Origin of the sequence: Nocardioides sp. Root140 (assembly GCF_001426745.1) — a bacterium.
Taxonomy (GTDB): Bacteria; Actinomycetota; Actinomycetes; order Propionibacteriales; family Nocardioidaceae; genus Nocardioides.
This window is the reverse complement of sequence record NZ_LMFI01000001.1, coordinates 965,553-979,598: the sequence shown is the minus strand read 5'-3', so window position 1 is coordinate 979,598 and position 14,046 is coordinate 965,553. Positions and strand designations below refer to the sequence as shown.

13 protein-coding genes are annotated in these 14,046 nt (G+C 70.7%); all 13 read right to left on the bottom strand.

Going from position 1 to position 14,046, the window contains the following annotated elements; translation table 11 throughout:
- Window position 1: 1 nt before the first annotated feature.
- The gene (gene mihF, locus ASD30_RS04750) at window positions 2-322 is read right to left on the bottom strand and encodes an integration host factor, actinobacterial type (RefSeq protein ID WP_056677546.1); all 321 of its coding nucleotides are present in this window, start codon (window positions 320-322) and stop codon (window positions 2-4) included.
- A 95-nt stretch (window positions 323-417) separates the two neighbouring features.
- On the bottom strand, window positions 418-861 hold the full coding sequence (locus ASD30_RS04745; RefSeq protein WP_056677543.1) for a hypothetical protein: 444 nt from the start codon (window positions 859-861) through the stop codon (window positions 418-420).
- Window positions 861-1,694 (bottom strand): orotidine-5'-phosphate decarboxylase, encoded by an 834-nt coding sequence (gene pyrF, locus ASD30_RS04740; RefSeq protein ID WP_056677540.1) that lies wholly within the window; start codon window positions 1,692-1,694, stop codon window positions 861-863. The genes ASD30_RS04745 and pyrF overlap by 1 nt, the downstream gene beginning before the upstream one ends.
- Complete coding sequence (locus ASD30_RS04735) at window positions 1,691-2,515, bottom strand: nitronate monooxygenase (protein WP_056677537.1); 825 nt, start codon at window positions 2,513-2,515, stop codon at window positions 1,691-1,693. Before ASD30_RS04735 ends, pyrF begins: the two co-directional genes overlap by 4 nt.
- Complete coding sequence (locus ASD30_RS04730) at window positions 2,512-3,339, bottom strand: iron-sulfur cluster-binding protein (protein ID WP_082563649.1); 828 nt, start codon at window positions 3,337-3,339, stop codon at window positions 2,512-2,514. Before ASD30_RS04730 ends, ASD30_RS04735 begins: the two co-directional genes overlap by 4 nt.
- Window positions 3,339-4,409, bottom strand: coding sequence for a quinone-dependent dihydroorotate dehydrogenase (locus ASD30_RS04725; RefSeq protein ID WP_056677530.1), 1,071 nt, complete (start codon window positions 4,407-4,409; stop codon window positions 3,339-3,341). The genes ASD30_RS04730 and ASD30_RS04725 overlap by 1 nt, the downstream gene beginning before the upstream one ends.
- The gene (gene carB, locus ASD30_RS04720) at window positions 4,406-7,738 is read right to left on the bottom strand and encodes a carbamoyl-phosphate synthase large subunit (protein WP_056677527.1); all 3,333 of its coding nucleotides are present in this window, start codon (window positions 7,736-7,738) and stop codon (window positions 4,406-4,408) included. Before carB ends, ASD30_RS04725 begins: the two co-directional genes overlap by 4 nt.
- Window position 7,739: 1 nt before the next feature.
- Complete coding sequence (gene carA, locus ASD30_RS04715; protein WP_056677524.1) at window positions 7,740-8,858, bottom strand: glutamine-hydrolyzing carbamoyl-phosphate synthase small subunit; 1,119 nt, start codon at window positions 8,856-8,858, stop codon at window positions 7,740-7,742.
- The gene (locus ASD30_RS04710; RefSeq protein WP_056677522.1) at window positions 8,855-10,162 is read right to left on the bottom strand and encodes a dihydroorotase; all 1,308 of its coding nucleotides are present in this window, start codon (window positions 10,160-10,162) and stop codon (window positions 8,855-8,857) included. The genes carA and ASD30_RS04710 overlap by 4 nt, the downstream gene beginning before the upstream one ends.
- Window positions 10,159-11,088 carry an aspartate carbamoyltransferase catalytic subunit gene (locus ASD30_RS04705; protein WP_056677519.1) on the bottom strand — a complete coding sequence of 310 codons (930 nt, stop codon included), beginning with the start codon at window positions 11,086-11,088 and terminating at the stop codon, window positions 10,159-10,161. The genes ASD30_RS04710 and ASD30_RS04705 overlap by 4 nt, the downstream gene beginning before the upstream one ends.
- On the bottom strand, window positions 11,085-11,666 hold the full coding sequence (pyrR, locus tag ASD30_RS04700; protein WP_056677516.1) for a bifunctional pyr operon transcriptional regulator/uracil phosphoribosyltransferase PyrR: 582 nt from the start codon (window positions 11,664-11,666) through the stop codon (window positions 11,085-11,087). The genes ASD30_RS04705 and pyrR overlap by 4 nt, the downstream gene beginning before the upstream one ends.
- 118 nt (window positions 11,667-11,784) lie before the next feature.
- Window positions 11,785-12,615: a DUF1206 domain-containing protein gene (locus ASD30_RS04695; protein ID WP_056677514.1), complete on the bottom strand. Its 831-nt coding sequence runs from the start codon at window positions 12,613-12,615 to the stop codon at window positions 11,785-11,787.
- A gap of 45 nt (window positions 12,616-12,660) precedes the next feature.
- Window positions 12,661-14,028, bottom strand: coding sequence for a dihydrolipoyl dehydrogenase family protein (locus ASD30_RS04690; RefSeq protein ID WP_156388644.1), 1,368 nt, complete (start codon window positions 14,026-14,028; stop codon window positions 12,661-12,663).
- Window positions 14,029-14,046 lie beyond the last annotated feature (18 nt).

Sequence of the window (14,046 nt, the reverse complement as noted above, 5' to 3'; positions counted from 1 at the left end):
CTCAGCCCCGCGAGGAGAACTCGGCCTCGAGGGCAGCGACCTGCTTGCTGCCCAGGCCGCGGACGCGGCGGCTCTCGGCAATGCTCAGGCGCTCCATCAGCTGACGCGCGCGAACCTTGCCCAGGCCCGGCATCGACTGGAGCAGGTCGACGACCTTCATCTTGCCGATGACCTCGTTGGACTGGCCCTCGTGGAGGACGTCGACGATCGAGGCACCGGAGTTCTTCAGCCGGTTCTTGACCTCGGCGCGTTCCCGACGCGAAGCGGCGGCCTTGTCCAGGGCAGCCTGGCGTTGTTCAGGTGTGAGCGGGGGCAGGGCCACGGGTGGGAATCCTCGATCGATCGTGCGGTGGCGGACGTGGTGGTCAATCTAGTCACAGGCCTTGTGCCTCGGCAACGCTGGGGTGCCCCGTCACCTCACAGCAATGACGTGCCGCACACGTCGAGTGCCTGTTGCTCGATGCCCTCGGAGGCCGCCTTGACGTCGTCACCCTGCACCACCGAGATCGCCCCGAGCACTCGCTGACGCTCCTCGCGGGAGAGCCCCTTGGGCAGGCCCTTGGCGACGTCCTCGGGTTCCAGCCCGGCGTCGTCCAGTGCGTCGCGCCAGCCACGCAGGGCGTTGAGGTAGGTCTGCCACTCGTCCTTCAGGTCGTCCGGGGACTCCTCGGCCAGGCCCTCCAGGGTCGGCAGCAGGTCGAGGGCCGCACCGGCGCCGCCCTCGTCGACCTTGCGGGTGATCGACTCGCTCTCGGCCTTCACCTTCTTGCAGTAGGCGTCGCGCGCCTCCTCCTTGCTCTGCGCGCACCCGGTGGGCAGCACCAGCAGGGCGGCGAGGAGCGCAGGCAACAGGCGACGCATCAGACCGCCAGGGCCCGGAACTCGTCGTTGGTGCGGCGTACGGCGTCACGCAGGCTCGACGCGTCGGGGCCCTGCAGCAGCAGCTGTCGTGAGCTGCTGGGTGTCACGTTGCGCGCGGCGGAGCCGAAGATGCGGCGTACGTCGTCGACGGTGCCGCCCTGGGCGCCGACACCGGGCGCGAGGATCGGGCCGTTGAAGTCGAAGTCCTCCCCCGTGTCGCCGATGGTCGCGCCGATCACGGCACCGACCGAGCCGAGCGGGTCGGCCCCGGCGTTGAGCTCACGCAGCCTGGCCAGCACTCCCCCGGCGACGGTGCGTCCGTCGGCGTCGACGGCGTGCTGCACCTCGGGAGCCTCCTTGTTGGAGGTGAGTGCGAGCACGAAGACGCCGGCGTCGTTGCGCAGCGCGGTCTCGATCATCGGCGTCACAGAGCCGAAGCCGAGGTAGGGGCTGACCGTGATCGCGTCGGAGAAGAGCGGCGAGGAGGGGTCGAGGTAGGCGTCGGCGTAGGCCTGCGACGTGGAGCCGATGTCGCCGCGCTTCACGTCGAGCAGCACCAGGGTGCCGGCGGCCCGGCTCTCCCTGATCACCTTCTCGAGGACGGCGATACCGCGGCTGCCGAAGCGCTCGTAGAACGCCGACTGCGGCTTGACCACGGCCACCTCGCCGGCCACCGCCTCCACGACGGTCATCGCGAAGCGCTCGAGGCCGGCCACGTCGTCGTCGAGGCCCCAGTCGAGGAGTAGTGAGGAGTGCGGGTCGATGCCGACGCAGAGCGGGCCCCGGGTGTCGAGCATGGCCCGGTAGCGGGCGCCGAAGCTGGTGCTGGTCATGTGGGTTCTCCCTGGAGTTCGGCCGCGATGCGGGCGGCGGTGGTCGGGTCGTGGAGCAGTGCGGTGCCGATCTGTACGGCGAACGCACCGGCGGCGAGGAAGGCCCTGGCGTCGTCGGCGGTCGTGATGCCGCCGGTGCCGATGAGCGGGAGGTCGGGCAGCTCGGCGTGGACGTCGTGCACGCAGCGCAGGGCGAGCGGGCGGATCGCCGGGCCGCTCAGCCCCGCGGGTCGACCGTCGGGCATCAGGGCCGGGGCGGCGTTGCCGAGCACGACGGCGTCGGCGCCCGCCTCGGCGATCGCCCGCGCGGTCTCGACGATCCGGGTCGGGTCGGGCGCGAGCTTGGCGATCACCGGGAGGCCCGGCGGCAGGTCGCGGCGTACGGCCTGCACCACCCGGGCGGCCTGGAACGGCTCACGGGTGTCGAACAGGCCGAGGTCGCCCGGCTCCGAGAGGTTCACCTCGATGCCGGTGACTCCCGGGGAACGTCCGAGCCGGCGGCCGAGGTCGGCGTACTCCCCCAGGGTCGAGCCGGCGACCGAGACGAAGGTGCGGGTCCGCCGGGCGGCCAGCCAGGGCAGCTCGCGGGTGAGGAACTGGTCGAGGCCGGGGTTCTGCAGGCCGATCGTGTGCACCAGTCCGGAGGGTGTCTCCACGACGCGCGGCGGCAGCGACCCGGGGCGCGGGTCGAGGGTGATCGAGCGGGTGACGAACGCCCCGACCGCGTCGAGCGCGTCGAAGTCGGCGAGCTCACGGCCGGTGCCACCGCACCCCGAGGCGGTCATGACCGGGTTGGCCAGGGTGACGCTGCCGAGGTTCATGAGACCCCCAGGTCGGCCCAGCGGACCCGGTCTCCCCGGATCACCGGACCCTCGGCGCAGGCCCGCACCACGCGGGCCACGCCGTCCTCGCCGACGACGGGAAGGGGGCAGCCCTGGCACAGGCCGGTGCCACAGGCCTGGGGCGTCTCGACGGCGACCTGGCTCCAGGCGCCGTGCTGCTCCGCGGCGGCGGCGACCGCGTGGAGGGCCCCGTGGGACCCGGTCGCGTAGACCACCTCGATGCCGTCCATCACCTCGGGCAGGGCGCCGGCGATGTCGCCGCGGCGGCCCACCGAGCCGTCACCGGTGACCACCGAGACGGCGCGAGCGGCTCGCCGGGCATCGAGTGCGCCGAGCAGGTGGACCTCGTCGGGTGCGCCGAGCAGCATCGTGACGGTGCACGAACGCGCCCGGAGCCGCTCGGCCAGCGGGAAGAGCGCGCCGGCGGCGTACCCCTCACCGACCAGCAGGCAGGACACCGGCTCCTTGGGCAGCGCGAACGGGCGGCCCAGGGGTCCGGTCAGCTCGAGGTGGTCGCCCTGGCGCCGGTCGGCGAGCCAGGTCGAGCCGACGCCGCGTGGCTCGACGACGAGCTCGATGGTCGGTCCGTGGCTGCCGGTCGGCCGGACGCCGGTGATCCAGAAGCTGCGGCGGGCGAGGTGGGTGCGCGGGGTGAGGTCGCCGATGGACACCGCGACGAACGTGCCCGGGCGGTAGCGCTCGGCGATGCCGGACGCCGCGATGGTGAGGTGGCGGTAGGCACCGATCTTCTTCACCACCAGCACTTCGCCGTTGACGTGGAGCGGATCGCGTGCGCTGCTCATCAGTCGGCCAGGCCTCGCAGCACCCGCCGCGGCCACAGCGGGCCCTCGTAGATGAACGCGGTGTAGCCCTGCAGCAGTGCGGCCCCGGCGTCGAGGCGGGCCAGCGCGTCGTCCGGCGTCGTGAGGCCGCCGACGGAGACCAGGTCGAGGTCGTCGCCCACGCGGCCCTTGAGCAGGCGCAGCACGTCGAGGGAGCGGTCGGCCAGGGGCCGTCCGGAGAGCCCGCCGGCACCGATCGCGTCGACCTTCTCGCGGGGACTGCGCAGTCCGTCGCGGGAGATCGTCGTGTTGGTGGCGATGACGCCGTCGAGGCCGAGTGCCTTGGCGAGGTCGGCAACCGCCAGGACGTCGTCGTCGCTGAGGTCGGGTGCGATCTTCACCAGCAGCGGCAGGTGCTGCTCGGTGACCGCGTCGGCCTGCCGGCGTACGGCGGCCAGCAGCGGCTCGAGCTTCTCGACGGCCTGCAGGTTGCGCAGGCCGGGGGTGTTTGGCGAGCTCACGTTGACGACGAGGTAGTCGGCCTCGGGGGCCAGCAGCCGCGTGGACTTCTCGTAGTCGGCGATCGCGTCGTCCTCGGGCACGACCTTGGTCTTCCCGATGTTCACCCCGAGAACTGTTCTCGATCCGTCCTGCGCGAACCGTGGACTCTTGATGCGCGAACCGTGGATTCTTGCGCGCCGAGCCGCGAGTCGTCGGGCGACCACTTCGGCGCCGTCGTTGTTGAAGCCCATGCGGTTGACCACCGCGCGGTCCTCGGGCAGCCGGAACAGCCGCGGCTTCGGGTTGCCCGGCTGCGGTTCCCCGGTCACCGTGCCGATCTCGACGTGGCCGAAGCCGAGCCCGGCCAGCGCGTCGATGCCGAGGGCGTTCTTGTCGAAGCCGGCGGCCAGCCCCAGCCGGTTGGCGAACGTGAGGCCGAACGCGGTCACCGGCTGGTCGGGCACGAGCCGTCGGCGGACTGCACCCGTCACCGGACGACCCGCCCGGATCGCGGCGAAGGCCGCGTGGTGGGCCCGCTCCGGATCGGTGCGGGTCAGCACGTGGTCGAAGAGCAGCGCGTAGGGCTTCACGCGGTCGGCTCCTCCTTCTTCGTGTTGCTGGTGAGGAGCTTCGCCCAGTCCTGCAACGACCGGACGCCGATGCTGCCGGCCTGCATCGCCTGGATGCCTTGTACGGCGGCACCGAGGCCCTGGATCGTGGTGATGCAGGGGATGTCGGTCATGATCGCCGCGGCCCGGATCTCGTAGCCGTCGACGCGTGGCGAGCCACCGCTGGTGGTGCCGTGCGGCGTGTTCACGACCAGGGCGATCTCGCCGTCGTGGATGCGTCCGACGATGGTCTGCTCACCCCCGGGGCCGTCGCCCTCGAAGTGCTTGCGGGCCACGGTGGAGGTGACGCCGTTGCGGCGCAGCACCTCGGCCGTGCCGGCGGTGGCGACGATCTCGAAGCCCATCTCGGCGAGCTGCTTGATCGGGAAGATCATGTGCCGCTTGTCGCGGTTGGCGACCGAGACGAACACCTTGCCCTGCAGCGGGAGCGATCCGTAGGCGGCGGCCTCGGCCTTGGCGAAGGCGGTGCCGAAGTCGGCGTCGAAGCCCATCACCTCACCGGTCGAGCGCATCTCTGGCCCGAGCACGGCGTCGACCATGGTGCCCTCCGGCGTACGGAACCGGTTGAACGGCATGACCGCCTCCTTGACCGCGATCGGCGAACCGTCGGGCAGCAGGCCGCCGTCGCCGGCCGGGAGCAGGCCCTCGGCACGCAGGTCGGCGATCGAGGCACCGAGCATCACCCGGGCCGCGGCCTTGGCCAACGGAGTGGCGGTCGCCTTGGAGACGAACGGCACCGTGCGGGAGGCGCGCGGGTTGGCCTCGAGCACGTAGAGCACGTCGGAGGCCATCGCGTACTGGATGTTGAGCAGGCCGCGCACGCCGACGCCGCGGGCGATCGCCTCGGTGGACTTGCGGATCCGCTCGATCTCCGAGCTGCCCAGGGTGATCGGCGGCAGCGCGCACGAGGAGTCACCGGAGTGGATGCCGGCCTCCTCGATGTGCTCCATCACGCCCCCGAGGAAGAGCTCCTCGCCGTCGAACAGCGCGTCGACGTCGATCTCGACCGCGTCGTCGAGGAACCGGTCCACCAGCACCGGCTGCTTCTCGTTGATCAGGCCGTTGGCGACGTACTTCTCGAGGTAGGACTCCAGCGCGCCCTCGTCGTACACGATCTCCATGCCGCGGCCGCCCAGGACGTACGACGGCCGCACCAGCACCGGGTAGCCGATCTCCTCGGCGATCTCGCGGGCCTGGCCGAAGGTCGTCGCCGTGCCGTGCTTGGGGGCGGGCAGGCCGGCCTCGTGCAGGACCCGGCCGAACGCGCCCCGCTCCTCGGCCAGGTCGATCGCGGCCGGCGAGGTGCCGACGATCTTCACGCCGGCCTCCTCGAGTCCGCGGGCCAGGCCGAGAGGGGTCTGTCCCCCGAGCTGGCAGATGACCCCGGCGATCGGGCCGGCGGCGCGCTCGGCGTCGACGATCTCGAGGACGTCCTCGAGGGTGAGCGGCTCGAAGTAGAGCCGGTCGGAGGTGTCGTAGTCGGTCGAGACGGTCTCGGGGTTGCAGTTGACCATGATCGTCTCGTAGCCGGCCTCGCTCAGCGCCATGCTGGCGTGCACGCACGAGTAGTCGAACTCGATGCCCTGGCCGATGCGGTTCGGGCCCGAGCCGAGGATGATCACCGCTTCCTTCTCGCGCGGGAGCACCTCGGACTCCTCGTCGTAGGACGAGTAGTAGTACGGCGTCTGGGCGGCGAACTCGGCGGCACAGGTGTCGACGGTCTTGAACACCGGGCGTACGCCGAGGGCGTGGCGCACTCCGCGGACCACGTCGGCACCCATGTTGCGGATCTTGCCGATCTGGGCGTCGGAGAAGCCGTGCCGCTTGGCCTTGCGCAGCAGGCTCGGCGTGAGACCGTCGGCGGCGGCGATCTCGCCGGCCACCTCGTTGATCAGCGCGAGCTGGTCGAGGAACCAGGGGTCGATCTTGGTGGACTCGAAGATCTCCTCGGGGGTGGCCTCGGCACGGATCGCGTCCATCACCTTGCGCAGGCGGCCGTCGTGGGGCACCCGGATCTCGTCGAGCAGCGCGGACTTGTCGAGGTCGACCCACTGGTGGCTCCAGTCGAAGACCGCGTCCTTGCTCTCGAGCGAGCGCAGCGCCTTCTGCAGGGCCTCGGTGAAGTTGCGGCCGATCGCCATCGCCTCCCCCACCGACTTCATGTGCGTGGTGAGCACCGGGTCGGCGCCGGGGAACTTCTCGAACGCGAACCGCGGCACCTTCACCACGACGTAGTCGAGGCTCGGCTCGAAGCTCGCCGGCGTCTCCTTGGTGATGTCGTTGGGGATCTCGTCGAGCGTGTAGCCGATGGCCACCTTGGCCGCGATCTTCGCGATCGGGAAGCCGGTCGCCTTCGAGGCCAGTGCGGAGGAACGCGAGACCCGAGGGTTCATCTCGATGACGATCAGGCGGCCGTCGGCCGGGTTGACGGCGTACTGGATGTTGCAGCCGCCGGTGTCGACGCCGACCGCGCGGATGATGCCGATCGCGAGGTCGCGCATCTTCTGGTACTCGCGGTCGGTGAGCGTCATCGCCGGCGCGACGGTGATCGAATCACCCGTGTGCACGCCCATCGGGTCGACGTTCTCGATCGAGCAGATGATCACCACGTTGTCGGCGGTGTCGCGCATGACCTCGAGCTCATACTCCTTCCAGCCGAGGATCGACTCCTCGAGGAGCACCTCGGTGGTCGGGCTGGCGGCCAGGCCGGAGCCGCCGATGCGGCGCAGGTCGGCCTCGTTGTAGGCCATGCCGGAGCCGGTGCCGCCCATCGTGAACGACGGACGCACCACCATCGGGTAGCCGAGCTCGTCGGCCGCCGCGAGCAGGTCGTCCATGGAGTGGCAGATGATCGACTTGGCGCTCTCGCCGCCCAGCTCGTCGACGATCTTCTTGAACACCTGGCGGTTCTCGCCGCGGTCGATGGCCTCGATGCTGGCGCCGATCAGCTCGACACCGTACTTCTCGAGGACGCCGTTGGCGTCGAGGGCGACCGCGCAGTTGAGGGCCGTCTGCCCACCGAGTGTGGCCAGCAGCGCGTCGGGGCGCTCCTTGGCGATCACCTTCTCGACGAACTCGGCCGTGATCGGCTCGACGTACGTCGCGTCGGCGAACTCGGGGTCGGTCATGATCGTGGCCGGGTTGGAGTTGACCAGGATCACCCGCAGGCCCTCGGCCTTGAGCACCCGGCAGGCCTGGGTGCCGGAGTAGTCGAACTCGCAGGCCTGGCCGATGATGATCGGCCCGGAGCCGATGACCAGGACCGACTTGATGTCTTCGCGCTTCGGCATCTCAGGCCTGCCCTTCCATGAGGTCGATGAACCGGTCGAAGAGGTACGCCGCATCGTGCGGGCCGGCGGCGGCCTCGGGGTGGTACTGCACCGAGAAGCTCTTCAGGTTGCCGGTGTCGTCGCGCAGCTCGAGGCCCTCGACGACGTCGTCGTTGAGGCAAACGTGGCTCACGGTGACGGTGCCGAAGTCGGTCTCGGTCGCCCTGTCGAGCGGGGCGTCGACAGCGAACCCGTGGTTGTGCGCGGTGACCTCGACCTTGTTCGTCGTACGGTCCATCACCGGCTGGTTGATGCCGCGGTGGCCGTACTTCAGCTTGTAGGTGCCGAAGCCGAGTGCGCGACCGAAGAGCTGGTTGCCGAAGCAGATGCCGAAGTAGGGCAGCCCGCGCTCGAGTGCGGTCCTGAGCAGCTCGACCTGACCGGTCGTGGCGGCCGGGTCGCCGGGGCCGTTGGAGAAGAAGAGGCCGTCGGGCTTGACGGCGAGCACGTCGTCGATGCTCGAGTTCGCCGGCAGCACGTGCACCTCGATGCCACGCTCAGCCATCATCCGCGGCGTGTTCGCCTTGATGCCGAGGTCGAGGGCGGCGACGGTGAACCGCTTGTCCCCGACCGCGGGTACGACGTACGCCTCGCTGGTCGAGACCTCGCCTGAGAGCTCGGCGCCGGCCATCTCGCCGGACGCGCGGACCTTCTCCAGGAGGGCCTCGACGCTGCCGCCGGTCGAGGAGATGCCGACCCGCATGGCGCCGCGCTCGCGCAGGTGTCGGGTCAGCGCACGGGTGTCGATGCCGGAGATGCCGACGACGCCCTGGTCGCGGAGCGCGTCGTCGAGCGAGCGCACCGAGCGCCAGTTCGACGGGACGCGGGCGGGGTCGCGGACCACGTAGCCCGACACCCAGATGCGCGAGGACTCGGGGTCCTCGTCGTTGACGCCGGTGTTGCCGACGTGCGGGGCGGTCATCACGACCACCTGGCGGTGGTACGACGGGTCAGTGAGCGTCTCCTGGTAGCCGGTCATGCCGGTGGAGAACACCGCCTCGCCGAACGTCTCGCCTTCGGCGCCGTAGGCCTCGCCATGGAAGACCCGGCCGTCCTCGAGCACCAGCACAGCCTCAGTCATACGAGCTTTCCTTCCAGGACGGTGGGCACTCCACGCAACAGGGTGGCGTGCACCGCACCGGTGAGGGTGCGGCCGTGCCACGGGTTGTTGCGGGAGAGGGAGACGGAGGCGTCGCGGTCGACGGTGACCTGGGCCTCGGGGTCGATCAGGGTGAGGTTCGCCGGGGCGCCGACCTGGAGGGCCTGGCCCTGGTCGGCGAGACCGGCGATGCGTGCGGGGTTGGCCGACATGACGCGGGCCACGCCGGCCCAGTCGAGCAGGTCGTTGCCGCGCATGACCGTGTTGACCACGCCGAGCGCGGTCTCCAGGCCGAGCATGCCGAAGGCCGCGTCGACGAAGGCGTGCTCCTTGTCGTGGCGGGCGTGCGGTGCGTGGTCGGTGGCCACCGCGTCGATCGTGCCGTCGGCCAGGGCGGCACGCAGCGCCTCGACGTCCTCGACCGGACGCAGCGGCGGGTTCACCTTGTACGTCGGGTCGTAGCCGGTGAGCAGGTCGGTGGTGAGCAGCAGGTGGTGCGGCGTGACCTCAGCGGTGACGTCGATGCCCTGGGCCCTGGCCCAGCGGATCACCTCGACGCTGCCCGCCGTACTCACATGGGCGACGTGGACGCGTGAGCCGGTGTGACGGGCCAGCATCACGTCTCGGGCGACGATGACCTCCTCGGCGATGCCGGGCCAGCCGGGCAGGCCGAGCTGGCCGGAGACCTCGCCCTCGTGGCAGCACGCGGACGCGCCGGCCAGTGAGGAGTCCTGGGAGTGCTGGCTGATCACGCCGCCGAACGCCTTGACGTATTCGAGGGCCCGGCGCATCACGCGGGCGTCGCCGACGCACTTGCCGTCGTCGGAGAAGACCCGCACGCGGGCCCGGCTGGTGGCCATCAGGCCGAGCTCGGCGAGCTCTTCCCCGGCCAGGCCGCGGGTGACCGCGCCCACCGGGTGTACGTCGACCAGCCCGGCCGCACGACCCAGGTCGAAGACCCGCTCGGCGTTCTCGGCGGTGTCGGTGACCGGGCTCGTGTTGGCCATCGCCAGCACCGCGGTGTAGCCGCCGACCGCAGCGGCAGCGGAGCCGGTGCGGATCGTCTCGGCGTCCTCGCGACCGGGCTCACGCAGGTGGGTGTGCAGGTCGACGAGCCCGGGCAGGGCGACCAGGCCGTCGGCCTCGATCACGCGGGCGCCCTTCTCGGAGACGGAGCCGATCTCGCGGATCACGCCGTCCTCGAGCAGCAGGTCGGTCGCCTGCTCCCCGAGCAGGGACGCGCCCTTGACGACGATCTTGTCGCCGGGGCTGGTGTGGGTGCTCATGCGGTTTCCTCTCCGGCGAGCAGGTGGTAGAGCACGGACATGCGCACCGCGACTCCGGCCGAGACCTGGTCGAGAACCAGCGACTGGGCGGCGTCGGCAGCGTCGGCGGCGATCTCGAGGCCGCGGTTCATCGGGCCGGGGTGCAGGATCGGGGTGTCCGGCTTGAGGGTGGCCAGTCGGTCACGGGTCAGCCCGTAGCGGACCGTGTATTCGCGGGCGGTCGGGAAGAACGCGCCGTTCATGCGCTCGCGCTGCACGCGCAGCATCATCACCGCGTCGGCGCCGGGCAGGACCTCGTCGAGGTCGTAGGACGTCGAGAAGCCGCTCGCCTTCGCCCAGGCGTCGATGCCACTGGGCATCAGGGTCGGTGGCGCCACGACGGTGACGTCGGCGCCGAGCTTGGTCAGGGCCAGCACGTTGCTGCGGAAGACCCGGCTGTGGGTGAGGTCTCCGACGATCGCGATGCGGCGACCCTCGAGGCTGCCCAGCTTCAGCTCGAGCGCGTAGGCGTCGAGAAGCGCCTGGGTGGGGTGCTCGTGGGTTCCGTCACCGGCGTTGATCACGACCGCGTCGACCCATTCGCTGACCTGCTGCGCCGACCCACTCGCGTGGTGGCGCATGACCAGCGCGTCGACGCCCATCGCGCAGACGGTGAGCACGGTGTCGCGCAGGCTCTCGCCCTTCGACGTGGAGGAGCCCTTGCCGGTGATGTTGATGGTGTCGGCCGAGAGCCACTTCCCGGCGATCTCGAAGCTCGACCGGGTGCGGGTGGAGTCCTCGAAGAACAGGTTGATCACCGTGCGGCCACGCAGGGCGGGCAGCTTCTTGACCTCGCGGTGCTGCACGTCGTGCATCTCGGCGGCGGTGTCGAAGATCATCCGCATCGCGTCGACGTCGAGGTCGTTGATGGACAGCAGGTGCTTCACGGCTTGGCTCCGATCTGGGAGATGCGGACCTCGTCGTGGCCGTCGATCTCGTCGAGGCGCACGCTGACCCGTTCGCTGCGGGCGCTGGGGAGGTTCTTGCCGACGTGGTCGGCCCGGATCGGCAGCTCACGGTGGCCGCGGTCGACCAGCACGGCGAGCCGGACCGTCGAGGGGCGGCCCAGGTCGTTGACCGCGTCGAGGGCCGAGCGGATGGTGCGGCCGGAGAACAGCACGTCGTCGACCAGCACGACGGTGCGACCGTCGATGCCGCCGGCCGGCACCACGGTCTTCTGCGGTCCGCGGGTGGGGTGCGAGCGCAGGTCGTCGCGGTACATAGTGACGTCGAGCGAGCCGACCGCGATCGGCGTGCCCTCGACGGACTCGATGCGCTCCGCGATCCGCCTGGCCAGCGGGACGCCGCGGGTGTGCAGGCCGAGGAGAACCAGGTCTTCGGGGCCCTTGTTGCGTTCGAGGATCTCGTGGCTGATGCGAGTCAGCGCCCGGGAGATGTCACGGGCATCGAGCACGATGTGACCCTCGGGAGTGGCGTCATCGCCGGGCTGGGTCGGGGCAGGCATGTGCTTGCCGGACCTCCTTCTCCGCCTCACGGGACGGCTCGTTAAAGGATGTCGAACGACCCGAACTCTAGCAGCCGATCGACCACGCCGCGGGCACCGGTCCAGCGTCGGCGCGACGTCATCGTGAGAGGTGCCGCGCCCGGGCCAGGGCGAAGAGGCCGTAGCTCGCGATGCCCAGGCCGACCGCCACCAGCAGCGGCGTACCGAACGGCTGGTGCAGGATCTCCCGCACGGCGCCGTCCACCCCACTGGAGTCCTTCGGCTCGTGCGTGATCGCCGCGTAGACGAACAGCGCGCCGACCAGCCCGACCACCAGCCCCTTGGACACGTAGCCGACCTTGCCGAGGAGCAGGTACGCCGATCCTGCGTTGCCACTGCGGCCCTCGTGTGCCAGGTGCTCGCGGTGCTTGTTGCTGAGACCCTTCCAGAGGTTGGCGACTCCGTAGCCGACGATCGCGAGCCCGATCGCGCCCACGAGGACCCGGCCCATCGGCAGGTCCATGATCCGTGCGGTGAGCACCTTGGTGCCTCCACTCGACGAGCTCTCCGTGGCCAGTCCGAACGCCTTCCACCCGAGGAATCCGTAAATTGCGGACTTGAGCAGGTCTGCGCCGCGTCCACGCCACAGGTCAGCGCCCTCCTCGTCGCGGTGCCCCACGAACAGGTCAAGCAGCCGCCACAGCACGAGCACGACCATGCCCACGGCGACCACCACGAGCAGGACGTCGCCGAACGGCTGCTCCGCGACCTCCTTGAGCGCGCCCTTGGTCGAGACAGAACCTCGCCGCTCGCCCAGTGCCAGCTGGACGATCAGCCAGGCGACGAGGAGGTACACGAGCCCGTAGACCACCAGCCCGAACCTCACCGCGTGGTCGACGGTGTCGCTGTTGTCGGCACGCCGACCGAGCTCGTCGGCCTTCTCCCCCAGGTCGTCGCCCTGATCTCCCATGGAGGAAGTACACCAGTGTTGGCGCGTGAGGTGCAGCCGAACGGATCAGGCCAGCTCCTGCACGGCCGTGGCGACCGCGCGGTGGAAGGTGGGGTAGGCGTAGTGCATCGATGCCAGGGTCGCGATCGGGACCCGTGCGTGCACGGCCGTGGTCAGCATCGAGAGCACCTCTCCCCCGCTGGGCCCGACCGCGGTGGCACCCACGAGCACGTCACCGTCCGCGACGAGCTTGATCAGGCCCTCGCCCTTGGCGATCCAGCCGCGAGTGCCGAGATCGGCGGAGAGACCGACGCGTACGTCGCCACGGCGCTCGCGGGCCTGGTGCTCGGTGAGGCCGACCGACCCGACTTCGGGGTCGGTGAACGTCACGCGTGAGACCGCGCGGTAGTCGGCGGCCGGACCGTCCTGGTCGAGGATGTCGCGCACCGCCACGTCGGCCTGGTACATCGACATGTGGGTGAAGGCGCCCTTCCCGGTGATGTCGCCGATCGCCCAGAGCCGCTCGCCGGCCCGCATCCGCTCGTCGGTCTCCAGGCTGCGCGCGGTCTCGTCGAGGCCGAGCGTGTCGAGCCCGATGCCGGCGAGGTTGGTGCGGCGACCCGCGGCGACCAGCAGCTGGTCCGTCTCGACGCTGTCGCCGTCGACCGTGAGGTGGAACCGCCCGTCGTGGCGCACCTGGTCGATCCGCACCCCGGTGCGCACGTGGACACCGTCCGCCTCCAGCGCCCGGGTGACCAGCGCCGACGCTTCGGGTTCTTCGGGGGCCAGGATCCGGTCGGCCACCTCGAGCAGGGTCACCTCGACGCCGAACCTGGCGAAGGCCTGGGTCAGCTCGACGCCGATGGCGCCACCACCGATGACGGCCATCGACGCCGGCAGCTCGGTGACCCGCACCGCTTCGCGGTTCGTCCAGTACGGCGACCCGGAGAGCCCGTCGATCGGCAGCACGGCCGGTTCGGTGCCGGTGTTGAGCACCACGCCGTGCGACGCGACGTACGTCGTGCCGTCGACCTCGACCCGGCCGGGTCCGGTGATCCGGGCCTCTCCCCTCACGAAGACCGCGCCGGCGGCCTCCAGCCGCTCGACGGCGACCTGGTCGTCCCAGTCGTCGGTGGCCTCGTCGCGGATCCGGTCGGCGACCACCGACCAGTCGGGGCGTACGTCGGCGGAACCGGCCAGTCCCTGGATCCGCCGGGCCTCGGCGAGCACGTCAGCCGCCCTGATCATCATCTTCGACGGGATGCAGCCGAAGTAGGGGCACTCACCGCCGACCAGTCTTCGGTCGATGCCGACCACCTTGAGTCCCGCCTTCGCGAGCTGGGTGGCCGCGGACTCGCCGCCCGGGCCGAGTCCGATCACGATCACGTCGACGTCCATGGCTCCACTCAAGTCGGTGACGGCCGCGATGTCCATGGCACCGGTGGTGCGTCA

Excerpts from the sequence above, each read along its gene's own strand:
- ASD30_RS04745 (WP_056677543.1), bottom strand. The coding sequence starts at position 861 with ATGCGTCGCCTGTTGCCTGCGCTCCTCGCCGCCCTGCTGGTGCTGCCC.
- pyrF (WP_056677540.1), bottom strand. The coding sequence starts at position 1,694 with ATGACCAGCACCAGCTTCGGCGCCCGCTACCGGGCCATGCTCGACACC.
- ASD30_RS04735 (WP_056677537.1), bottom strand. The coding sequence starts at position 2,515 with ATGAACCTCGGCAGCGTCACCCTGGCCAACCCGGTCATGACCGCCTCG.
- ASD30_RS04730 (WP_082563649.1), bottom strand. The coding sequence starts at position 3,339 with ATGAGCAGCGCACGCGATCCGCTCCACGTCAACGGCGAAGTGCTGGTG.
- carB (WP_056677527.1), bottom strand. The coding sequence starts at position 7,738 with ATGCCGAAGCGCGAAGACATCAAGTCGGTCCTGGTCATCGGCTCCGGG.
- carA (WP_056677524.1), bottom strand. The coding sequence starts at position 8,858 with ATGACTGAGGCTGTGCTGGTGCTCGAGGACGGCCGGGTCTTCCATGGC.
- ASD30_RS04710 (WP_056677522.1), bottom strand. The coding sequence starts at position 10,162 with ATGAGCACCCACACCAGCCCCGGCGACAAGATCGTCGTCAAGGGCGCG.
- pyrR (WP_056677516.1), bottom strand. The coding sequence starts at position 11,666 with ATGCCTGCCCCGACCCAGCCCGGCGATGACGCCACTCCCGAGGGTCAC.
- ASD30_RS04695 (WP_056677514.1), bottom strand. The coding sequence starts at position 12,615 with ATGGGAGATCAGGGCGACGACCTGGGGGAGAAGGCCGACGAGCTCGGT.
- ASD30_RS04690 (WP_156388644.1), bottom strand. The coding sequence starts at position 14,028 with ATGGACATCGCGGCCGTCACCGACTTGAGTGGAGCCATGGACGTCGAC.